This is a genomic window from Streptomyces sp. NPDC041940 (assembly GCF_055589465.1).
Genome location: NZ_JBVJBP010000024.1, coordinates 130,070 through 150,320 on the forward strand (window position 1 = coordinate 130,070; position 20,251 = coordinate 150,320).

Annotated in this window: 20 protein-coding genes; 11 read left to right on the forward strand and 9 right to left on the reverse strand. The window is 70.5% G+C overall.

Annotated elements, in window-relative coordinates:
* Nucleotides 1–121: 121 nt before the first annotated feature.
* Genes ACZ6I3_RS32400 through ACZ6I3_RS32410 form a run of 3 tightly spaced genes read right to left on the reverse strand, consistent with a single transcriptional unit; the run spans nt 122 to nt 4,359 of the window.
* Complete coding sequence (locus ACZ6I3_RS32400; protein ID WP_469419509.1) at nt 122–1,741, reverse strand: SMP-30/gluconolactonase/LRE family protein; 1,620 nt, start codon at nt 1,739–1,741, stop codon at nt 122–124.
* Complete coding sequence (locus ACZ6I3_RS32405) at nt 1,738–3,543, reverse strand: flavin-containing monooxygenase (RefSeq protein ID WP_469419511.1); 1,806 nt, start codon at nt 3,541–3,543, stop codon at nt 1,738–1,740. The genes ACZ6I3_RS32400 and ACZ6I3_RS32405 overlap by 4 nt, the downstream gene beginning before the upstream one ends.
* 45 nt (nt 3,544–3,588) lie before the next feature.
* Complete coding sequence (locus tag ACZ6I3_RS32410; protein ID WP_469419512.1) at nt 3,589–4,359, reverse strand: SDR family NAD(P)-dependent oxidoreductase; 771 nt, start codon at nt 4,357–4,359, stop codon at nt 3,589–3,591.
* A gap of 180 nt (nt 4,360–4,539) precedes the next feature.
* Between ACZ6I3_RS32410 and ACZ6I3_RS32415 the strand changes: the two genes are divergently transcribed.
* The gene (locus ACZ6I3_RS32415) at nt 4,540–5,160 is read left to right on the forward strand and encodes a TetR/AcrR family transcriptional regulator (protein ID WP_469419513.1); all 621 of its coding nucleotides are present in this window, start codon (nt 4,540–4,542) and stop codon (nt 5,158–5,160) included.
* 139 nt (nt 5,161–5,299) lie between these two features.
* Here ACZ6I3_RS32415 and ACZ6I3_RS32420 read toward each other — a convergent pair whose 3' ends face one another.
* Nucleotides 5,300–7,363 (reverse strand): glycoside hydrolase, encoded by a 2,064-nt coding sequence (locus ACZ6I3_RS32420; protein WP_469419515.1) that lies wholly within the window; start codon nt 7,361–7,363, stop codon nt 5,300–5,302.
* Nucleotides 7,364–7,632: 269 nt separating this feature from the next.
* Here ACZ6I3_RS32420 and ACZ6I3_RS32425 point away from each other — a divergent pair, with 269 nt between their 5' ends.
* Nucleotides 7,633–8,619, forward strand: a complete 987-nt coding sequence (locus ACZ6I3_RS32425) for a LacI family DNA-binding transcriptional regulator (RefSeq protein WP_469419553.1) — start codon at nt 7,633–7,635, stop codon at nt 8,617–8,619.
* 155 nt (nt 8,620–8,774) lie between these two features.
* On the opposite strand, the gene ACZ6I3_RS32430 is transcribed toward ACZ6I3_RS32425, so the two are convergent.
* The gene (locus ACZ6I3_RS32430; protein ID WP_469419517.1) at nt 8,775–8,975 is read right to left on the reverse strand and encodes a hypothetical protein; all 201 of its coding nucleotides are present in this window, start codon (nt 8,973–8,975) and stop codon (nt 8,775–8,777) included.
* 54 nt (nt 8,976–9,029) lie between these two features.
* On the opposite strand from ACZ6I3_RS32430, the gene ACZ6I3_RS32435 reads away from it, so the two are divergent.
* Entirely contained in the window at nt 9,030–9,740 is a 711-nt protein-coding gene (locus ACZ6I3_RS32435; RefSeq protein WP_469419518.1) for an AAA family ATPase, read from the forward strand.
* 528 nt (nt 9,741–10,268) lie between these two features.
* Here ACZ6I3_RS32435 and pip read toward each other — a convergent pair.
* Nucleotides 10,269–11,252 (reverse strand): prolyl aminopeptidase, encoded by a 984-nt coding sequence (gene pip / locus ACZ6I3_RS32440; protein WP_469419520.1) that lies wholly within the window; start codon nt 11,250–11,252, stop codon nt 10,269–10,271.
* Between the two features lie 46 nt (nt 11,253–11,298).
* On the opposite strand from pip, the gene ACZ6I3_RS32445 reads away from it, so the two are divergent.
* A complete protein-coding gene (locus tag ACZ6I3_RS32445) occupies nt 11,299–11,796 on the forward strand; it encodes a MarR family winged helix-turn-helix transcriptional regulator (RefSeq protein ID WP_469419521.1) in 498 nt (165 codons plus the stop codon).
* Nucleotides 11,797–11,802: 6 nt separating this feature from the next.
* On the opposite strand, the gene ACZ6I3_RS32450 is transcribed toward ACZ6I3_RS32445, so the two are convergent.
* Together ACZ6I3_RS32450 and ACZ6I3_RS32455 are read right to left on the reverse strand one after the other, a co-directional pair.
* Nucleotides 11,803–12,180, reverse strand: a complete 378-nt coding sequence (locus ACZ6I3_RS32450; protein WP_469419523.1) for a hypothetical protein — start codon at nt 12,178–12,180, stop codon at nt 11,803–11,805.
* On the reverse strand, nt 12,177–12,773 hold the full coding sequence (locus ACZ6I3_RS32455) for a DUF6415 family natural product biosynthesis protein (RefSeq protein WP_469419524.1): 597 nt from the start codon (nt 12,771–12,773) through the stop codon (nt 12,177–12,179). The genes ACZ6I3_RS32450 and ACZ6I3_RS32455 overlap by 4 nt, the downstream gene beginning before the upstream one ends.
* Before the next feature lie 183 nt (nt 12,774–12,956).
* Here ACZ6I3_RS32455 and ACZ6I3_RS32460 point away from each other — a divergent pair, with 183 nt between their 5' ends.
* From ACZ6I3_RS32460 to ACZ6I3_RS32470, 3 genes are read left to right on the forward strand one after another with little or no spacing between them, the layout of a single operon-like run.
* Nucleotides 12,957–13,235, forward strand: a complete 279-nt coding sequence (locus ACZ6I3_RS32460; RefSeq protein WP_469419525.1) for a hypothetical protein — start codon at nt 12,957–12,959, stop codon at nt 13,233–13,235.
* Nucleotides 13,201–13,734, forward strand: coding sequence for a DUF6879 family protein (locus ACZ6I3_RS32465; RefSeq protein WP_469419526.1), 534 nt, complete (start codon nt 13,201–13,203; stop codon nt 13,732–13,734). The genes ACZ6I3_RS32460 and ACZ6I3_RS32465 overlap by 35 nt, the downstream gene beginning before the upstream one ends.
* Nucleotides 13,735–13,761: 27 nt before the next feature.
* A complete protein-coding gene (locus ACZ6I3_RS32470; RefSeq protein WP_469419528.1) occupies nt 13,762–14,616 on the forward strand; it encodes a helix-turn-helix domain-containing protein in 855 nt (284 codons plus the stop codon).
* Nucleotides 14,617–14,706: 90 nt separating this feature from the next.
* Here ACZ6I3_RS32470 and ACZ6I3_RS32475 read toward each other — a convergent pair whose 3' ends face one another.
* Nucleotides 14,707–15,027: a hypothetical protein gene (locus ACZ6I3_RS32475; protein ID WP_469419530.1), complete on the reverse strand. Its 321-nt coding sequence runs from the start codon at nt 15,025–15,027 to the stop codon at nt 14,707–14,709.
* A gap of 166 nt (nt 15,028–15,193) precedes the next feature.
* Here ACZ6I3_RS32475 and ACZ6I3_RS32480 point away from each other — a divergent pair, with 166 nt between their 5' ends.
* The 4 genes from ACZ6I3_RS32480 to ACZ6I3_RS32495 all read left to right on the forward strand — a co-directional run bounded on the left by ACZ6I3_RS32480 (nt 15,194) and on the right by ACZ6I3_RS32495 (nt 20,249).
* Nucleotides 15,194–16,081 carry an amidohydrolase family protein gene (locus ACZ6I3_RS32480; RefSeq protein WP_469419531.1) on the forward strand — a complete coding sequence of 296 codons (888 nt, stop codon included), beginning with the start codon at nt 15,194–15,196 and terminating at the stop codon, nt 16,079–16,081.
* Nucleotides 16,082–16,207: 126 nt separating this feature from the next.
* Nucleotides 16,208–18,406, forward strand: a complete 2,199-nt coding sequence (locus tag ACZ6I3_RS32485) for an MMPL family transporter (protein WP_469419532.1) — start codon at nt 16,208–16,210, stop codon at nt 18,404–18,406.
* A 5-nt stretch (nt 18,407–18,411) separates the two neighbouring features.
* Nucleotides 18,412–19,614, forward strand: coding sequence for a sensor histidine kinase (locus ACZ6I3_RS32490; protein ID WP_469419533.1), 1,203 nt, complete (start codon nt 18,412–18,414; stop codon nt 19,612–19,614).
* Nucleotides 19,611–20,249 (forward strand): response regulator, encoded by a 639-nt coding sequence (locus ACZ6I3_RS32495; protein WP_469419535.1) that lies wholly within the window; start codon nt 19,611–19,613, stop codon nt 20,247–20,249. Before ACZ6I3_RS32490 ends, ACZ6I3_RS32495 begins: the two co-directional genes overlap by 4 nt.
* Nucleotides 20,250–20,251: the final 2 nt, after the last annotated feature.

Genomic DNA, 20,251 nt, shown 5'->3' on the forward strand with positions numbered 1-20,251 from the left:
ACTCTTGTTCCTTCCTCGCGGCGGACTCAGAACACACCGCATGCGGAGCAGATCGGCCTGCACGCCTGAGTGAAGCCACCCCCAGCACTCACTCACACTCACCAGAGATCACTACGACTCACTACTTCGACAACAGTTCACAACCCCCGGCCGGCGCCAGCCGCACCACCGTGCCCTCCCCGTTCGCGGAGAGCAGCAGGGAGCCGTCCGGGGCCGCGGTGAGGCCCGCGAAGCGGTGGGCCAGGCCGGGGACCTGGTGGGTGAAGAGCGCGGGAGCCGGGCGGGGAGCGGTGCCCGGCGGGATGCCCACCGCCAGCGATTCGGCCTCGACACGGGCGGCGCCCGTCGTCAGGGAGACCGACCACAGCCGTCGGTGTGCGGTGTCCACGGTGAAGAGTTCGTCGCCGTGGGCGGCGAGACCCTGCGGGGCGCCGAGGTTCTCCGCGACCGGCACCGCCTCGCCGTCGCCGACGCGCAGGATCGCCCCGCGCCGGTCGTCGCTGACGTAACAGCGCTGCTCGGCGTCGAAGGCCACGTCCACGGGGTGGTCGAGGCCCTCGGCGAGGACGGTGAGCGTGTCGGTCCCGTCGATGGCGACGACCCGGCCGGCGCCCGTCTCGGCGACGACCAGGGCGCCGTCGGCCCGGGTCGCGATGCCCAGGGGCTGGTTCAGGCCGTTCGCCCTGAGCCGGGTCGTGCCGGTGGCGGGGTCGTAGGTCTGGACGGTGCCGAACTGCGAGGTGGTGTGCAGGAGTCCGCCGTCGGCCGTGATGCCGTGGAAGAAGGGCTGGAGGATCTCCGTCGCGACGTCGCCCGAGCCGCCCTCGTCGGGTTGTTCCGGGCGGGCCAGCCGGTAGTGGTCGGCCGCGTACACCGTGCCGCCCAGGTCGATCGTCACGCCGTAGGGGCCGTCCAGGCCCCGGGGCACGATCGGGCGGGTGCGGCCGTCGGGACGCAGTTCCGTGATGCCGCCGCTGGCGAAGCTGGAGACGAACATGCGGTTCTCCGCGTCGAACGCGGCGTTGTCCAGGCCCGTGACCTCGCTGGTGACCAGCGTGCGCGCACCCGTGCCGTGCAGGTCGACGCGGGTGACGATGCCCTCGGGGCCGCGTGACAGGACGTGAAGGACGCCGCCCAGGTCGAAGCGGACCGCGACCGGGTCGTGCACGTCCTCGGCGACCACCTCGGGCAGCCCGCCGTCGGGCGGGATGCGCCAGACCTGCCTGCTGATCATGTGCGGGTAGTAGAGGCAGCCGTCCGGGCCCAGCTGCATGGCGTTGCCGAAGGCGAGTCCGTCGGTGAGGACGACCGGGTCGCCGCCCCCGGGGAAGAGCTCCAGCAGACGGCCGTTCATCTTCATCTCGTTGACGAAGAGCCGGTCGCCGACGCAGGTGATGCCGTTGGGCACCCGCACCTCCTCGGAGACCAGGCTGTACTCGCCCTCGGGACTACGGCGCCACACCCGGCCGGGGACCAGATCGGCGATGTACATCGAACCATCCGCCCCGAAGGCCAGGTCGTCGGGCGACTCGACGGGGCTGTCCATCGGGACGACGACCTCGACCTCCCCGGTGGCCGGGTCCACGGCGCTGATCTTCCCGGCGAGGAACTGGGCGACGTACAGCCGCCCGTCCGGGCCGAAGGCCACGCCGTTGGAACCCCACAGGGGGTTGGGGGAGTTCAGGCGCCGGGCCTGCCAGCGGGTGCCGCGCACCTCACCCCCGATGTACCTGCCCGTCACGATCCCAGCACCTCGCCCATGCCGCCCTCCGCGCGCCAGCGTCTGATCAGCTCGTAGAACGCGACCGGGCCGTCGCCGTAGGACTCGCTGCGGGGCCTGGGCATGCCCTCGCCGTTGTAGTAGCCGGGGGTGCACTCGGACTGGAACGCGTACAGGTCCGCCGACTTCTGGCGGATCGTGTCGCCCCAGGCGGCCTCCGCCTCGGCCGTCGGCTCGACGCACGGGACCTGGCGCTTCACCGCCTCCGCGATCACCTCGGCGACGTGGGTGGCCTGTTCGTCCAGGACGTGCACGTAGTTCACGGAACTGGCGCTCTGTACGGAGCCGAGCATGAACAGGTTGGGGAAACCCCGGCTGTAGAAACCGTGCAGGGTCCTCGGGCCGGTCTTGCGCCAGGAGTCCAGGAGGGCGGTGCCGTCCCTGCCGTACGCGGGGAGCTGCCCGGACAGCAGCCCGGAGACGCCGACCTCGAAGCCGGTGCCGAAGACGAGGCAGTCGACCTCGTACTCCACCCCGCCGACCACGACGGCGTGCTCGGTGACGCGCTCGACGCCTCCGTGGTCGGCCGTGTCCACCAGGGTGACGTTCGGCCGGTTGAAGGTCTCCAGGTACAGGTCGCTGAAGGTGGGCCGCTTGCACATGTAGCGGTACCAGGGCTTGAGCTTCTCGGCCGTGGCAGGGTCCTCGACGATGGTCTCCACCCGGGCCCGCAGCTCGTTCATCTTCTGGAAGTCGGCGATCTCCTCCAGGCGTTCGCGCTCCTCGGGCGTGAGGGCGTCGTAGCTGTTGGTCGGGATGAGCTTCTGCTGGAGGCGGGCGCTGCTGGTCCAGCCGTCGGCGACCAGGTCCTTCTCGGCGCGGCCGCCCGTGACGACGGCGAGGAAGTTGTCCCTGCGCTCCCGGGCCCACCCGGGCTTCAGCGAGCTGGCCCACTCGGGGTCCGTGGGGCGCTGTCCGCGCACGTCCACGGAGGACGGGGTGCGCTGGAACACGTAGAGGTGCTGCGCGTCCCGGCCGAGGTGCGGGACGACCTGGATGGCCGTGGCGCCCGTACCGATGAGTGCGACGCGCTTGTCGGCGAGCCCCGTCAGGCCGCCGTTCGCGTCGCCGCCGGTGTAGTCGTAGTCCCAGCGGCTGGTGTGGAACATGTGCCCCTTGAAGGTCTCGATGCCTTCGATCCCGGGCAGTTTGGGCTGGCTGAGCAGGCCGGTCGCCACGACGACGTGCCGGGCGGTCATCCGGTCGCCGCGGTCGGTGGCGACGACCCACACGGACTCGGCCTCGTCCCAGCGCAGTTCGCTCACCTGGGTCCGCAGGCAGGCGTCGCGGTAGAGGTCGAAGTGCCGTGCGATCGCCTCGGCGTGCTCCCTGATCTCCTCGCCCGGCGCGTACTTCCACTTCGGGACGTAGCCGAGCTCCTCCAGCAGGGGCAGGTAGACGTACGACTCGATGTCGCAGTGGATCCCCGGGTACCGGTTCCAGTACCAGGTGCCGCCGACGTCGGCGCCCTTCTCGATGATCCGGATGTCCCGCAGGCCCGCCTGGCGCAGCCGCGCGGCGGCGAGCAGACCACCGAACCCGCCGCCGACGACCACCACCTCGACGTGGTCGTGCAGGGGCTCCCGGGTGAAGCCGGGCTCGGCGTGCGGGTCCTCGTCGAAGTGGCCGAACTCGCCCGCGGTACGGCGGTACTGGCGGTTTCCGTCCGGACGGATCCGCCGGTCGCGCTCGGCGCGGTACCGCTCGCGCAGGGCGTCCGGGTCGAAGCCCAGGGCCGGCTCGGGGGTGTGGGGGGTGGACATGCGTGTCCTCTCGTTCAACTCGGGAAAGTCGAGGGGGATGGCCGGTCAGACCGCGGCCCAGGCGTTGTCCACCGGCAGGATGACGCCGTTGACACCGCTCGCCGCGTCGGAGGCGAGATACACGATGGCGGCGGCCTGCTCCTCCGGTGCGCAGATGCGGCCCATGTTGACGAAGTGCCTGCCGACGACGGACGGTCCGTGGGCCTCCCGGTCGATGTGGACATCGGCCGTGATGTCGGTGGCCGTGCCGCCCGGGGCTATGGCGTTGGCGCGGATGCCCTGGTCCCGGTACATCACCGCGAGGGAGCGGGTGAGGCCGAGGACCCCGTGCTTGGAGGCCGTGTACGCCGTACCGGCCGCGCTGCCCCGCAGCGACGCCTCCGACGCGGTGTTGACGATGGCTCCGCCGCCCGCGGCGATCATGTGCGGCAGGACGGCACGCGCCAGCAGGAACGGTGCCGTGAGGTTGACCCGCAGCACCCGCTCCCACTCGGCGTCGGTGACGTCCGCGGCGGCGGACATGCTGTCCATGACGCCCGCGTTGTTGACCAGGACGTCGATGCCGCCGAAGGCGCCGACCGCGGCGGCCACGACCGCGTCGGCCACCGCGGCGTCGCTCAGGTCGCCCGTGACGGCGAGGGCCGTTCCGCCCGCGGACTCGATGGCTTCGACGACGCTCTTGGCGCCCTCCGCGTTGAGGTCGGCGACCACGACCTTCGCTCCCTCCGCAGCGAACCGGAGGGCGGTGGCGCGGCCGATGCCGGAGGCGGCTCCGGTGACGATGACGCTCTTTCCTGACAGACCCGTCGCTCCCATGGCACTCCTCTGCTCGTCTGCTCGTCGCGGTGATGTGGTGCGGCTTGGTGTGGCGTCAGGCACGGTACTGGTTTTTGTCTCAGTGCGACATAAAGACGCGACGTGCCACCAGGTCGTTTCACGCCAGTCAGACGTGACGCGACGTAAAATAGAGTGAGCACGGCAAGTCGAGGAGGGCGCATGGCCGGACGAGCAGGTGGTGCCACGGGGCGGCCACCGCTGACGGAGCGGCGGCGCGCCGAGACGCGTATGGAGATCGCCGAGGAGGCGGTCCGGCTCTTCGCCGCCAAGGGCGTGGCGGCGGTGACCGCGGAGGACATCGCCTCCGCGTCGGGGGTGTCGACGCGCACGCTGTGGCGGTACTTCCGCTCCAAGGAGGAGTGCGTACGCCCCCTGCTCACCACGGGCCTCGAACTGCTGACGGAGCATCTGAGGGAGGACCGGAACGAGCACGGCTCACTCGCCGAGGCGATCCTGAGCGTCCGGTACGACGACGACGCCACACCCCGCCTGCGGACCCTGGGCGACCTGCTGCTGCTGTGCCGCGACGAGCCGGGGCTGCGCGCGGTGTGGCTGGAGGCGCACTACGACGCGGAGACGACGTTCGCCGAGATGATCGCCGACCGCACGGGCCGGCCCGTCGGCGATCTCGCGGTCCGGGTGGAAGCAGGCGCGCTGAACACCGCGATGCGCGTCGCGGTGGAGGACTGGGCGCTGCGGTCCGCCAGAGCGGCGGGGCCGTCGCTCGCGGAGACCATGGGGCGGGCGTTGCGGATGGTCGAGATCACCGAGAACGGCTGACGCCGTGTACGAGGCGGGGCTGGTGACGCCGGGGGCGCCGGGGGGGGCGCCGGGTGAGACAGCGCGACGCCCCCGGCCCGGCCACCGGAACGGTGGCGGCAGGCGGGGGCGCCGCAGGAGGACGTAGGGTGCGGGGCTGCTAGTCGGCCGTCACATCCGTCAGCTTCCATCGCTGGTTGGACCCGGAGTTCGGCGTCCACACGCCGACGGAAGCGCCGTCGTTCGTGGACTGGCCGGAGACGTCCGGGAGTTGACCCGTCGCGGCGTTGACGAGGGTCCAGGTGCCGTCGCCGGTGGTCGACATGATCCACTCGGTGGCCTTGTCACGACGGCCCTTGTCCGGCTCGGCCACCAGGGCGCCGTTCCGGATGGCCAGCCGCTTGTCCTCGCTCGCCTCGGTGAGGACGTACCGCTTGCGGTTGTCACTCCCTCGGATCTGCTCCACCTTCCACTCCTGACCGCTCGGGTCGGAAGCGTTCGCACTCCGGATGACCAGGCCCGTGCCGTTGTCGGCGAGGCTGAGGTCCTTGCCGCTCTGGGCGCCGGTCAGGCGGTAGGTGTGGCCCTTGCGAAGCTCCGCCGCGTCCTTCGCGACCCCCGACACGCCCTTGACGAGGAAGGACGTCACGGACTGGGCGGGCACGGTGAGCGTGGCCTGCTTGCCGTTGACGCGGACGGCCTTCTGCTGGTCGAGCTTGCCGTCGGCGCTGGTCACCACGGGGGTGACGGTGGCGCGGGAGGAGACCCGGCCGAACTTGGACAGGTCGAGGGTGACCTCACGGGCCTCGGCCGTGCTGTTGACGTGGACGACCGTCGCCGCGTCGCCCTTGCGGGAGACCGCCGCCGTGCTGGACGTGTCGTTCGTCTTGATCAGCCGGTCGCCGGGCTTGATGTAGTGCGTGAAGTTGCGGGCCGTGTCGAACTTGGTGTTCGTGTAGACCGGGCAGGACTTCAGCGTGTCCGTCTTGGTGCAGCTGAACGGAAGCTGGATCTCACCCCAGTTGCCGCCCTTGGCCGACTCGCCGCCCGGCTTCATGTTGTCGTAGTCCTCGACGGGCTGCCAGAACACCCAGGCCTTGGGCTCCAGTTCACGCAGGTCGTCGACCATGCGCTGGGCGAGGCCCAGCCCGGGCCGCATGTCCGTGAAGCTCTGGCCGTCGCCCCAGTCGCCCTCGACCTCGCTCATCCACAGCGGCTTGTCGGCGGCCTTGGCCAGGTCGCGGACGGTCGTACGCTGCCCGGTGCCGTAGGTGTGCACGTTCATCTGGTCGACGAGGTCGCGCACCTCCTGCGGGTAGGAGTTCCAGTTGGTGGCGAACGTGCCCGGGTTGGTCTCGTCCATCGCGGATATCTCCGCGTCGGACCGGGACTTGTCCAGCACCGGGGCCAGCGCCCGGATCACCTTCTGCTGCATCTCGGGGCCGATGTGGGCGCCCTCCTGGCGGCCGCCGGTCGGCTCGCCGTCCGGGCCGAGCTTGGTGCCCCAGTAGTCGGTGTTCGGCTCGTTGAAGGGGTCGAGGGTGTCGACCTTGATGCCGTGCGCCTTCTCAAGGCGTTCGGTCGCGCCCACCAGGTACTTGGCGAAGTCCTCGACGGACTCCGGCTTGAGCTGGTCCTTGCCCGCGTCGAAGTTGCCGGAGACGTAGCCGCTCTCGGTCATGAACCAGGGCGGGGAGTTGCTGAAGGTCTCCCAGTGGGTGATGTCCTTCTTGATGCGGTCGACCCACCAGCGCTGCGTCTTGTCGGCGTTCTTGTTCCAGTCGCCGGAGTCCTCGGCGTCCCACCAGTCGACGTCCTCGCGGGTCGTGCCCGCCGGCGCCTTCCACCAGCCCTCGACGGCCCCGCCGGCCCGCAGGTAGTCCTTGACGTCCGGGGCGTTGCCGCCGCCGATGTTGTAGCGGGCGATGTTCAGCGCGAGGCCCTCGTCGCCGAAGAGGAGCTTGTAGAGCTTCTCGCGTACCGCGGGCGGGTAGTCGCCGGTGGCGTTGGCGAACCAGACCAGGCTGGTGCCCCAGCCCTCGAACTTCTCCCCCGAGTAGGAGGGGTCGGGCCGGACGGTGACCGCGGCGGTGGCGGCCTGGGACGACGTCGTCGTCTCGGCGTGCGCGGCGGGCAGGGTGGTCGTGGCCAGGACGGTTCCGGTCGCCAGGGCGGTGACGCCGATGGCCCCGAGGAGCCTTCTCTTACGGGTGCGGTGTGCCATCTCGAGTACTCCAGGGCTCTGGTGCGCTGGCAATGTTTACGTAAACATTCACTGGCGGGATGTCTACACTGTCCGAATCTCAGGGGTCAAGGAGTCGTTCCGGACCTAATTTTTCGCGCCAGGTGGGCGGCGAGGGGAGCGAGGGGCAGGTGGGCACAGTGGACGGCGAGAGCGAACCCGGGAGCACCGGCGGCACGAGCCGTACGAGCCGTACGAGCCGTACGAGCCGTACGAGAAGGCGTACGGCCCGCCCCCGCCAGGGCGCGTCCATGGCCGACGTCGCCCGGCTCGCCGGTGTCTCCTCCCAGACCGTCTCCCGCGTCTCCAACGGCTTCCCGGGCGTCACCGAGGACACCCGCCGGCAGGTCCTGGACGCCATGCGGGAGCTGGGCTACCGCCCCAACAGCGCGGCCCGGGCGCTGCGCCGGGGCGAGTTCCGCACCCTCGGCGTGATCACCTTCTCCCTCTCCACCATGGGCAACATCCGCACCCTGGAGGCCATCGCCACGTCGGCGGCGCAGCACGGCTACGCCGTGACCCTGCTCCCGGTCGCCGTCCCCACCCAGGACGAGGTGAACGGCGCCTTCTCCCGCCTGGGCGAACTCGCCGTGGACGCCGTCATCGTCATCATGGAGATCCATCTGCTAGACGCGGCGACGGTCTCGCTGCCGCCGGGTGTGCAGGTCGTCGTCGCCGACTCGGACGCCGGCGACCGCTACACCGTCGTCGACACCGACCAGGCGGGCGGCGCGCGTGACGCCGTACGGCACCTCCTCGACCTCGGCCACGACACGGTCTGGCACCTCGCCGGCCCCGAGGGCTCCTTCGCCGCCCAGCGCCGCGCCAACGCCTGGGGCGACACGCTGAGGTCCGCGGGCCGGGCGACCCCGCCCCTGGTCCGCGGCGACTGGTCCGCCGAGTCCGGCTACCGGGCCGGACTGCGACTGGCCGACGAGCCCGACTGCACAGCGGTCTTCGCGGCCAACGACCAGATGGCCCTGGGCCTGCTCCGCGCCCTCCACGAACGCGGCCGCCGGGTCCCCGACGACATCAGCGTCATCGGCTTCGACGACATCCCCGAGTCCGCGTCCTTCCTCCCGCCCCTCACCACCATCCACCAGGACTTCGCGGAGGTGGGGCGGCTGTGTGTGGAGGGGGTGCTCGGCAAACTACGGGAGGACGGGGCGGAGTTCGGGACTACGTTGGTGCCTACGCGGTTGGTGCGGAGGGAGAGTACGGGGGGCCGCCGGCGGTAGGGGCGGGCATCAGGCGGTGGGCGCTCTGTCCATCTGCCGATGCGCCGACACGACTCGGTCTACAACCGTCCCCGCATCCCTTCACGGGGAAACAGCGCCAGTTCGCGTGGTCACGACTGGCGTCCGCTCCCGTAGAGCGGACCCCCTCGGTCGCGTCAGTCGATGCGGGCGCACAGGTCGTCCGTAGCCCCCCGGACGAGATGGACGGCCTTGTATCCGGTGGCGCTGATGTCCATCGTGTAGACGCCGTCGACGATGTACAGGCCGCGCGACAGGGTGCCCTGCCCCTCCCCGACGCCAGGGCTCGCCGCAAGGGCGTGCGCCAGTCTGGCCCCGGCCTCTGACCAAAGCCTCACCGTCGTCGGCGTGGATACGGGGGCTCCTTCCGCGTCCTGAGCGACACTGGTCGGGTGATTGTCGAACGTGCGTACGCCCACCTCTCCTCGTACGACGAGGACGCCTGGCCCTGGTCGGTGCCCTGCGTCCGGCAGCTGCTCGACGAGGGGCTGCGCTTCACCGCACCGGTGACCTTCCTGGTCGGCGAGAACGGCTCGGGGAAGTCGACGCTGGTCGAGGCGCTGGCGGAGGGGTTCGGCCTGGACTCCTACGGCGGCTCCCACGACTGGCGCTACGCCTCCCCGCGCGGCAAGTCGGCGCTCGGCGAGCGGATCAAGTTCGACGCGGCCTCGCGCGGGCGCCGTATGGTCACGAGCTGGTCGGCCCGCAAGGGCTTCTTCCTCCGGGCCGAGACCGCGCTGGACGCGCTCGGCAGGGAGGGCTTCTCACCGGACTCGGTCAGCCACGGCGAGGGCTTTCTCGCGGCGTTCCGCGGGAAGTTCCTGCACGCCGGGCTCTACGTTCTCGACGAGCCCGAGGCGGCGCTCTCCTTCTCCTCCTGCCTCGAACTGATCGGGCACATCGACCGGTTGGCCAAGGAGGGCGGCCAGGTCATCTGTGCCACGCACTCCCCGCTCCTGACCGCCCTGCCGGGCGCGGACATCGTCGAGGTCGGCGAGCACGGCCTGCGCAGAGTCGCCTGGCAGGAACTCGGCGTCGTGGACCACTGGCGCCGCTATCTCGCCGACCCGCACGCCTATCTGCGGCACATCGTCGGACCGTAGACGGCGCCACCGGAGCGTCATGTGGATCAGCCCTTTTAGGCCATTGCTGTGCCTCAGGATCCAGACCCAAACAGGGCAACAAGCAACCACACCCACAGTGCAGCGAAAATCACTGCAAGAGAGACATAAATGATCCTGGACCACTGCTCCGAGCTCACCAAGCTCCCCTTCCTGGAAAACAGTCGGCAACCCTACGACCGTGTCGCCACAGGAACCACACCATAAGAAACGATGTCTACGTAAGCTGCCCGGTACCCAGGGAGTTCCAGCTGCTCGGTCCGTTCGCCGCCCGCCACCAGGACCTGCCGTCGCGACCGAACGCCTCATCGGCCTGCTGCGGGACGGCGACCCGCCCGCCTCCGCCCGCGCCACCGTGTAGGGCATGCATGCTCAACACCGTGTCCACACACAGGAGTTCACCGATCTCGCCGGACAGGCGTCTGGCCCCGGGGACCCGGCGAGCGGATCCGCCTCTACGACGATGCCCTCGGGCTGCGGCGTGGCGAGCCGCTCGCGGACGTGGCCGCGTCAGACGACGCGCGCGTTCCCGACCGGCCGGAACAGGTCCGTAGCCGCCAGCACGGTATCCATCGTGGTGCCGCCCGACAGCCCGTGGCCCTCCCCGCCGATCAGCACGAGTTCCGCGTCCGGCCAGACCTGCGCCAGCTGCCACGCGATGTCCGGGGGCCCGCTGATGTCCATCCGCCCGTGGACCATCACACCCGGGATCCCGGCCAGCTTCCCGGCGTCGCGCAGCAGCGCCCCGTCCTCCAGGAAGCCCGCGTGCCGCCAGTAGTGCGTGACGAGGCGGGCGAAGCGCATCCTGAAGTGCGGGTCCTCGTAACGGGGATCGGGCTTGTGCCCGGGGTGGGTGGACACATGCACGTCCTCCCAACGGCACCACTCCCGCGCGGCCCGCTCCCGTACGGCCGGATCGGGGTCGGCGAGCATCCGTGCGTACGCCTCCACCAGGCTGCCGTCGCGCTCCCCCTCGGGTACGACGTCCCGGAACCGGGCCCACTCCTCGGGGAAGATCCGCCCCATGTCCCGCGTGACCCACTCCACCTCGCGGCGGCTGGTGTTCGTGACGCTGAACAGGACCAGTTCCGACACGGATCCCGGGTGCTGCTCGGCGTAGGCCAGCGCGAGGGTCACACCCCAGGAGCCGCCGAGGACCAGCCACTCCTCGATGCCGAGGTGCCGCCGCAACCGCTCGGCGTCCGCGATCAGATGCGGTGTGGTGTTGGCGGCGAGCGAGGTCCGCGGATCGGCGGCGTCGGGCGTGCTCCGCCCGCACCCGCGCTGGTCGAGGAGCACGATGCGGTACGCCGCCGGGTCGAAGAGCCGCCGCCAGAACGGCCCCGCTCCGGATCCCGGCCCGCCGTGGAGGACGAGGGCCGGCTTGCCCGCGGGATCCCCGCAGGTCTCCCAGTAGACGCGGTTGCCGTCGGCGTCGGCGATGTCGAGCATGCCGTGGTCGTGCGGCTCGATGGGGGGATAGAGCTCGGTCACGCAGGACACCCCTCCCGATACATAACAGCACTGTTAGATTAACAGGATGGCAGACACCCCGGCTCCGGCCGCCGTAGGAACCCTGCTCCGCCACGTCCTGGAGCTGCTCGACGGCGACGTGTGCAAGATCTACGAGGAACAAGGCCTCCCCGGATACCGGCCCCGCTTCTCCCCGGCCGTACGCGTCCTCCTGACCGAAGGCCCCCTGTCCGTAAGCGACTTGGCGGCAGCGATCGGCGTCACCCACTCGGCCGCGAGCCAGACCGCCGCCCAGATGGCCCGAGCCGACCTGGTCACCCACACCCCCGACCCCCTGGACGGCCGCCGCCGCCTCATCGACCTGACCCCGAAGGCCCGCGCCCTGCTGCCGCGGATCGAGGCGGAGTGGGAGGCCACGGCGGCGGCGATGGCGGAGCTGGACGCGGAGCTGTCGATGCCGCTGGCGGAGTTGTTGAACGAGGTGGTGAAGGCGGTGGGGCGGCGGCCGTTTCGGGAGCGGGTGGGGGCGGTGTATCGGGGCCTGGAGAGTGAGGGCTCGTCATGAAGTGGGCTAGATGCGGGTGCCGACGGCGATGGTGTCGTTGCCCGCGAGCCGCAGGATCGCCCGGAGGATGATCGGCAGACGGCGGTCGTCGAGGTCCTGCACGGCTGCGATGGTGGTGAGCCCGATGCCCACCATCGACAGGACCAGGCTCAGGAACGCGCGCTGCTGCTCGTCCAGGCCGAGCGTGTACTGGCGCCCCGCCAGCCTTTCGAAGCAGGCCATGGCACCACCGTTGGGGTCGACGCTCAGGGCGTACCGTGCCGCGGCGACGTCCAGAATCGTGCGCTCCTCGGCCAGCGCTTGAACGGCGGCCCGAGCACTCGGCGACTCCGCTGTGCGCACCAGTCGCTCGCACAGTTCCTGGAAATCATGGGTGGGGGTCACGCCGAAGCCTCCGCCGGCCGCCGATGGCTGCCGAGGCGAGCTGGGGTGAGGCGAGCACGGGCTTGTCGGTACTCCCCGTACAGCAGGTCGCTTTCCGCGCAGGGGAGCCCGGCGTTCGCGCCCGTCTCGTCCGCGGTTCGGCAGGTCCGGCAGCTTGCGCAGTGCTCGGCCAGACGCAGGAACGCGGTCTGCTCCGGTGTCCGGCCCGTTGGGCCGAGAGTGCCGAGGACCTCGTACTGCGCGCACAGGACGTTCAGGACCCGGGCGAGCCTGCGGGCGTACATCACGCCGCAGCTCGGTGCGGTCCTGCTGAGGTCGGGGGCACGGAGTTTGTCTCGGGCCTCCTCGACACAGGCCATGGCGCCATGGCCTGCGAGGCTCGCCTCCGGCAGTCGTCCGGCCATGCGCTCGACCTCGGGGGCGAGCAGCTCGATGTGGCCGCGTAGTTGGGCGACGAGGGTGTCCAGCTCGTCGGCGGGTGGTGGAAGGGTGTCCGGTCCGGAGTCCGGGCCCAGCACTCGTTGCGCGGTCTCGCGCAGGGGCGCGAGGTCTGGCGGGTCTGCGGCGCAGATTGTCGGGTCCGTGGCGTTCATGGTGTTCACGCTCCTCGCAGGGTCTTGTCGTGCCGACAGACGCTAGAAGCGCGGTGGAGGAGCCCACTAGCGATGTGCACATATGTGCATGCGAGGTCACTCCTGCGGATGATGGCAATCCGACGCCCTTGACCAGGGCCTGGCAGTGGGTCAGCTTGTTGCACAGCCCTGCACATCATCCTGATGGAGGCAGCCGTGCCGCTACTGTTCATCGGCATCGACCCGAACACCGGAGACCACGAATCACCCACCGTCTGGGTCGACGAGGAGAGGAAGGAGCTCGTTTTCCAGGGGTGGAAGCCGTCGCCTGAACTCGAAGCGGAAGTGGCCGCGTTCGAGGTGCCGGGCCACGCGGTCGGCATCCCCGAGAACGAAGCAGTGGTCCGCATCCCAGCCCGGATGGTGCCGATGATCAGGGAGGCATGCGATGCCGCCGAATGTGCCGCCGCCCGCGTTCACTGATCTGCTCGCCGGCACCACCCGGTCCGCCGTCCACCTTGAGATGCGGGACGCGTACGCCGTCGACTACGAGTCCGGACCGTTCGCCGAGTGGCGTCGCGGACACCGGCACGATCCCGCCGACCGGGCTTCCTGGTGGCGGCCCTGGCTGAGCCTGGTCGAGGAGACGGCTGGGCGTGGCGTCGTGATCCGCCGGGCCCGGATCGTGTCGGAACCGGTCAGCGAGTACACCCGGTTCCTGCACAGCTTCACCTTCACGAACGTCGCCGCCGGTGAGCTGGTGCGCTGGCTTCCTCGACGCCGGGCATCCGATCTCGCGCTGCCCGGCAACGACTTCTGGCTGTTCGACGACCACACCGTCTACTGGAACCACTTCACTGGCGACGGAGTGTCCGAAGGTGGTGAGGTCTCCGAAGAGCCGGCGGCGGTGAAGCTGTGCGCTGAGGCCTTCGAGGCCGTGTGGGCACGCGCGGCCCCGCACGACGAGTACGAGATCAATTAACCCAGCACGCACGGGACAAGCCAGCTCATGACTCTCTCCCCTTCCTCGTCTGCTCAGGCCGCGCGCGAGGTAGTCGCCCAGCGGCTGCGCGACCTGCGCAAGACGGCAGGACTGACGGTCACCGAGCTGGCCGACCGCTGCGCGTGGCACCACGCCAAGACCTCCCGGATCGAGAACGCGCGCACGGCGCCCACCGCCACGGACATCCGCAAGTGGTGCGGGGCGTGCGACGCCATCGACCAGACCGAAGTCCTGATCAGCCAGTCCCTCCACGCCGAGTCCATGTACACGGAGTGGCGCACCCAAGTGCGAGCCGGTCTCAAGGCTTTGCAGACCAGTGAGCCTCGACTCTTCGAGGACACAGAACTCTTCAGGGTCTACTCCTCGACGCTGGTGCCCGGTCTGCTGCAGACCGAGGGATACGCCGCCGGAATCCTCGGAATCAGCGCACGCTTCCGTGATGTCCCCGTCGACGACAGTGCCGAAGCCGCCCGAGCCCGCGTCGAACGATCACGTGTCATCCACGAGCCAGGGCACCGTTTCGTGTTCGTGGTCGAGGAGGACGCCCTGCGCCACCAGATCTGTGGCGCCGACGAGATGGCTGCCCAACTGGGCTACCTGCTCACCGCCGGAGCACTGCCCCAGGTGTCCCTCGGCGTCATCCCCATGTCCACACCCGGCCGGGCCCAGTGGCCGCGTGAGACCTTCCACGTCTACGACGATCGGCTGGTGTCCGTCGAACTCGTATCGGCCAGAGTAAAGATCACCCAGCCTTCCGAGATCGCCCTGTACCTCCGGGCTTTCGAGCAGCTCCGCGGCGACGCCGTGTACGGGGCGGATGCGCGGGCTCTGATCGTGGAGGCCATCGACGCCCTGAGTTGATCTCCCATGAGGGAAGAATCCCCTACGGTGTCACGTCATGACGGTCCTGATCACCGGAGGCAGCGGGTTCCTGACCCAGCCATTCGACCGTCATTCGCCCCGGAGCGCCGCGCGTACATCGAGGTTCTTGTCCATGAAGCCGTTGATGAACTCCACCCCGAAGGCATGAGTCTCCGGGGAGACGTCGGTGGGCGGCTCGCCGAACCACAAGACGGTCTCCGGCCTTTGCTCGGCCTCGGCGAGCCACGAACGAAGCCTGTCGACCCGGCCTCCGCTCAGCCGGACCAGGGCGTGGTGCACCCGTTCCCGGTCCACGCCCGCATACAGATCAAGGAGTGCCAGCGCACTCGCGGTGTCGGCGCGCGAGAACGTGGCGTCGCAGAGCTGCCGTGCTGTCGAGGACACCGCCATGCCCGTCATACTGCCCATCGGAGACAACGGCCACAACGGCGAGGACTGGCTGGAGTTGCCGGGATCGGCGCCGCTGAGGACTGAAGGCCGGGCGTGATGGATCCCTCACGGTCCCTTCGCACGAGCCCCTGGCCCCACCACCCCGCCCGCCCCGATCGTGAGCACCATGGACGATCACCGTGACGAGGCCGACGAGATCCGCCGCTTCTGGAGCCGCCTCGGGCTCCCCGGGCTCGTCGACGTGCACACGCACTTCATGCCCGAGCGGGTGCTGCGGAAGGTCTGGGAGTACTTCGACGGGCTCGGGCCGCTCACCGGTGGGATGGAGTGGCCGATCACCTATCGGGAGGAGGAGGCGGAACGGGCGGAGATCCTCAGAGGGTTCGGCGTGATGGCCTTCACCTCGATGCTGTACCCGCACAAGCCCGGCATGGCCTCCTGGCTGAACGGCTGGGCGGTGGACTTCGCGCGGCGTACGCCCGACTGTCTGCACACCGCGACCCTCTTCCCCGAGCCGGGGGTGGAAGCGTATGTCGGGGAGGCCGTGGCGGCGGGGGCGCGGGTGTTCAAGGCGCATGTGCAGGTGGGGGCGTACGACCCGGCCGACGAACTGCTGCGGCCGGCGTGGGGTGTGCTGGCCGAGGCCGGGATCCCCGTGGTGATCCACTGCGGGTCCGGGCCCGCGCCCGGCAAGCACACGGGGCCCGAGCCGATCGCCCGGGTACTGGCTCAGCACCCCCGGCTGCGGCTGATCGTCGCGCACATGGGGATGCCCGAGTACGAGGAGTTCCTCGACCTCGCCGAGCGGTACAAGGAGGTGCGGCTGGACACGACGATGGCGTTCACCGACTTCAGCGAGGGATTCATGCCGTTCCCCCGCCGCGCCCTGCCCCGGCTGGCCGCGCTCGGCGACCGCGTTCTGCTCGGCTCCGACTTCCCCAACATTCCCTATCCGTACGCGCACCAGCTCCACGCGCTGGAGCGGCTGGGCCTCGGGGAGGACTGGCTGCGGGCCGTGTGCCACGACAACGGGGCGAAGCTCTTCGGCCTGTGAGGCCCGCCCCCGGCCGGCCGAGGGGCGTGGGGTTTTCCCCAGGGGCCGGGTCCACCGACCGGTGGACGGCAGGTTCAACCGAGTGCCTCTGTCTGTCAACTGCCCTGTTCAGCAAGTCTTTTGGGCATGAATTCATTGACTGTGCGCGTGGCGCGCTGGAGTGCGCGGCACCCCTGGCGGGCGATCGCCGGGTGGCTGGTGTTCGTGGTGGTGTGTCTGGGCGTCGGCAGTGCCGTCGGCACGAACAGTGCGAAGACGGCGGACTACCGGGTCGGTGAGGCCGGGCGGGCCGAGGCCCTCGCCGCCGAGGGCCGGCTGGAGCGCAGGGCCGCCGAGCAGGTGCTGATCTCCTCCCGTTCGGGCGGTGCTCTCGACCAGGGCGCCGCCCGGGCCGCCGCGGAGGATCTCACCGAGCGGATGCGGCGACTGCCGGAAGTGGCGGGCGTGGCCGACCCGTTGTGGTCCGGTGACCGCCGGATCCTGATGGTCGAGGTGGCGCTGAAGGGCGAGGAGCGGGACGCCAAGGACAAGGTCGACGCGCTCGTGGCGCAGACCGAGGTGGTGCGGAAGAGCCACCCCGGGCTGCTGCTGGAACAGACCGGGAGTCCCTCCGTCAGCAAGGGGGTCGATCAGCAGCGCAGTGACGACCTGGCGCTGTCCGAGGCGATCACCCTGCCGGTCACGCTCCTCACGCTGCTGGTCGTGTTCGGGTCGGTGACCATGGCCGGGGTGCCGTTGCTGCTGGCGCTGTCGTCGATCGCGGCGGCGGTCGGACTGTCGATGGTCGTCTCGCATGTGTCGCCCGACGCCGGGATCGGGACGAACGTCATCCTGATGATCGGCCTCGCGGTCGGCGTCGACTACACGCTCTTCTATCTCAAGCGCGAACGGGAGGAACGGGCCCGCTCCGGCGGGCGGCTGTCCTCCGAGGCGCTGGTGGAGCTGGCCGCCGCGACCTCGGGCCGGGCGGTGGTGGTCTCCGGGATGGCGGTGGTCGCCTCGACGGCGACGCTGTATCTCGCCTCCGACGTGATCTTCTCGTCCCTCGCGACCGGCACGATCGTGGTCGTCGTGGTGGCGGTGGCGAGTTCGCTGACGGCCCTGCCCGCGCTGCTCGTCAAGCTCGGGCAGCGGGCGGAACGCCGGGCGCGGCGGCGGGCCGAGCGCGGAAAGGCCGTACGCCGGGTGCGGGGTGAGCGGGGCGGCGGCCGGGTGTGGAGTGCCCTACTGCGGCCCGCCGCCCGGCACCCCCTGGCCACCCTGTGCGTCTCGGTCCTCGCCCTGCTCGCCCTCGTCGTCCCGCTGGCCGGACTGAAGATCACCGAGATGAGCCGGGACACCCACTCCCGCGACATCCCGGCGATGCGGGTGTACGACCGGCTCAACGAGGCGTTCCCCGAGCAGCGGGTGACCCATCAGGTGGTCGTGCGGGCCGCTGCCGCGCGGTCGGCGGAGGTCGTCGCCGCGCTGAGGGAGGTGGCCGGGCGCGCGGAGGACGACCGGCTGTTCACCGGGGCGTCGCGGATCCGGACCTCGGCCGACGACCGCACCAGCACCCTCGAACTGAAGGTGCCGTACCTCGGCAACTCCGACGAGGCCTACGACTCCCTCGACCGGCTCCGGGACGACTTCCTGCCCGCGACCGTGGGCCGGATCGGCGGCGCCGAGTACGGCGTGAGCGGGGACGTCGCCCGCTACGCCGACTATCCCGCCCACCAGAACGGCAAACTGCCCCTGGTCCTCGGTGCGTTGCTGCTGGTGACGTTCGCGATGACCGTGTACGCCTTCCGCTCGGTGGTGCTCGGGCTGCTCGGCGTCGTCCTGAACCTGTTGTCCGCGGCGGCGGCGCTCGGGCTGCTGGTGCTGGTCTTCCAGGGGACGTGGGCGGAGGGTCTGCTGGACTTCGACTCCACCGGGTCGATCGGGTCGCGGGTGCCGCTGTTCCTCTTCGTGATCCTCTTCGGACTGTCGATGGACTACCAGGTGTTCGTGGTCAGCCGGATCAGGGAGGCGGCGCTCGCGGGCGTGCCCACACGGCAGGCGGTGCTGGACGGGATCCGGTCCTCGGCGAGCGTGGTGACCAGTGCCGCGGTGGTGATGACGACGGTGTTCGCCAGCTTCGTCTTCCTGCACATCATCGAGATGAAGCAGATCGGCTTCGTCCTGGCGGCGGCGGTGCTGATCGACGCGTTCGTGGTCCGGGTGATGGTCCTGCCTGCGGCGATGCTGCTGCTGGGCGAGGCGAGCTGGTGGCCCTCTCGGCCCGCGGCCACGTCGGCCCCGGAGAAAAGCCCCGCCTCCCGTGCGGTGGCCGACGTACGTTGACCGCCATGACCGCTCTCACCGAGTCCACCGCCGACGCCTTCTGGACCACGTCGCTGCGCCGCTGGAACGCGGTGTGCTGGCTGCTGTTCGCCGTGATGGCCGTCGGGCTGGCCGCCATCGACCGGCCCGGCGGGAGCAAGTACGTCGCACTGGCCCTGCTGGGCGGGGTGGTGGTGTCCTACGCGGTCCTGTACCGCTTCCCGGCCAACCCCGTCGTACGGCCGCATGTGTATCTGTCGGTGCTGGTGGTCGCGCTGGGCGGGCTGGCGTATCTGCGGGGCAACTACGCGGGGCTGTTCATGGTGACGCTGCCGCACTACTGGCTGTTCGGGCGGACGCCGAGGGCCTCGGTGGTGTTCCTGGGGCTGGCCACGGCCGCGACCCTGGTCGCGAGCGTGCTGCGGCAGGACGGCTGGACGGTGGAGTTCTTCACCGAGACGCTCGTCTCCACGGTGCTCGTCGTCGGCGTAGGGGTGCTGATCGGGCTGTGGGCGCACTCGGTGGTCGGGCAGAGTGCCGAGCGGGCCCGGCTCATCACCGAACTGGAGGAGACCCAGGCCCGGTTGTCCGAGGCGCATCAGCGGCAGGGCGCGGCGGACGAGCGGGAGCGGCTGGCGCGGGAGATCCACGACACCCTCGCGCAGGGCTTCGCCTCGATCATCGTGCTCGCCGAGGCGGCCCGGGCCGGGCTCGGCTCCGAACCGGCCCGCAGCGCCCAGCAGTTGCGCTCGATCGAGTCCACCGCCCGGGAGAACCTCGCCGAGGCGCGGGAACTGGTCGGCTCGCCCCAGCGCGCCGGCCAGGCGGCGGGTTCGGTGGCCCAGACCCTGCGCCGCACCCTGGACCGTTTCGCCGAGGACACCGGCCTCACCGTGGACGCCGAGCTGGCGGACCTGGAGTGCGACCAGCAGACCCGGATCGCGCTGCTGCGCTGCACCCAGGAGTCGCTGGCCAACGTACGCAAGCACGCCGGTGCCTCCACGGTCGGCGTGGTGCTGGCCCGGCAGCCGGACGGTGTGGAGCTCGAGATCACCGATGACGGGACGGGGTTCGTGGTGGCGGAGTCGTCGGGTTTTGGACTGGACGGCATGCGCAAGCGGCTGGCGGAGCTGGGCGGGAGGCTGACGGTGACGAGTTCGCTGGGGGACGGGACGCGGGTGCTGGCGCTGATACCCCTGACGGCTGACGCGAGTGGGGCCTGCGCATGACCGACGGACCGCTGCGCGTCATCGTCGTCGACGACCACACCGTCATGCGGGCCGGAGTGCTGGCCCTGCTCGCCTCCGAGACCGGCATCGAGATCGTCGGCGAGGCGGGCGACGGCCGCGCGGCTCTCGCCCTCGTCGAGCGCCACGAGCCCGATGTCGCCCTGGTCGACCTGCGGATGCCCGTACTGGACGGGGTGGCGACCACGACCGAGATCGTCGCGCGCTTCCCCCGCACCCGGGTGCTGATCCTGACGACGTACGACACGGACGCGGAGATCGAGCGCGCGGTGGAGGCCGGGGCCATCGGCTACCTCCTCAAGGACACCACCCGTGAGCAGCTGGCCGACGCCGTCCACGCGGCGGCGCGCGGCGAGACCGTACTCGCGCCACGGGTCGCCGAACGCCTCGTCGCCCGGATGCGCCAGCCCGCCCAGATCCCGCTCACGGCCCGCGAGGCGGACGTCCTGAACGCGGTCGCGGACGGGCTGACCAACGCCGAGATCGGCCGCCGCCTCGTCATCGCCGAGGCCACCGTGAAGACCCATCTGCTGCGGCTGTTCGCCAAGCTCGACGTCAACGACCGTACGAGGGCGGTGGTGGTGGCGATGGAGCGGGGGCTGTTGCGGCGGCCCTGAGC

Bases quoted from the DNA above. Each gene is read 5' to 3' on its own strand.
- ACZ6I3_RS32405 (WP_469419511.1), bottom strand. From the start codon at position 3,543: ATGTCCACCCCCCACACCCCCGAGCCGGCCCTGGGCTTCGACCCGGAC.
- ACZ6I3_RS32410 (WP_469419512.1), bottom strand. From the start codon at position 4,359: ATGGGAGCGACGGGTCTGTCAGGAAAGAGCGTCATCGTCACCGGAGCC.
- ACZ6I3_RS32415 (WP_469419513.1), top strand. From the start codon at position 4,540: ATGGCCGGACGAGCAGGTGGTGCCACGGGGCGGCCACCGCTGACGGAG.
- ACZ6I3_RS32420 (WP_469419515.1), bottom strand. From the start codon at position 7,363: ATGGCACACCGCACCCGTAAGAGAAGGCTCCTCGGGGCCATCGGCGTC.
- ACZ6I3_RS32425 (WP_469419553.1), top strand. From the start codon at position 7,633: ATGGCCGACGTCGCCCGGCTCGCCGGTGTCTCCTCCCAGACCGTCTCC.
- ACZ6I3_RS32445 (WP_469419521.1), top strand. From the start codon at position 11,299: ATGGCAGACACCCCGGCTCCGGCCGCCGTAGGAACCCTGCTCCGCCAC.
- ACZ6I3_RS32455 (WP_469419524.1), bottom strand. From the start codon at position 12,773: ATGAACGCCACGGACCCGACAATCTGCGCCGCAGACCCGCCAGACCTC.
- ACZ6I3_RS32460 (WP_469419525.1), top strand. From the start codon at position 12,957: ATGGAGGCAGCCGTGCCGCTACTGTTCATCGGCATCGACCCGAACACC.
- ACZ6I3_RS32465 (WP_469419526.1), top strand. From the start codon at position 13,201: ATGCCGCCGAATGTGCCGCCGCCCGCGTTCACTGATCTGCTCGCCGGC.
- ACZ6I3_RS32470 (WP_469419528.1), top strand. From the start codon at position 13,762: ATGACTCTCTCCCCTTCCTCGTCTGCTCAGGCCGCGCGCGAGGTAGTC.
- ACZ6I3_RS32475 (WP_469419530.1), bottom strand. From the start codon at position 15,027: ATGGCGGTGTCCTCGACAGCACGGCAGCTCTGCGACGCCACGTTCTCG.
- ACZ6I3_RS32480 (WP_469419531.1), top strand. From the start codon at position 15,194: ATGGACGATCACCGTGACGAGGCCGACGAGATCCGCCGCTTCTGGAGC.
- ACZ6I3_RS32485 (WP_469419532.1), top strand. From the start codon at position 16,208: ATGAATTCATTGACTGTGCGCGTGGCGCGCTGGAGTGCGCGGCACCCC.
- ACZ6I3_RS32490 (WP_469419533.1), top strand. From the start codon at position 18,412: ATGACCGCTCTCACCGAGTCCACCGCCGACGCCTTCTGGACCACGTCG.
- ACZ6I3_RS32495 (WP_469419535.1), top strand. From the start codon at position 19,611: ATGACCGACGGACCGCTGCGCGTCATCGTCGTCGACGACCACACCGTC.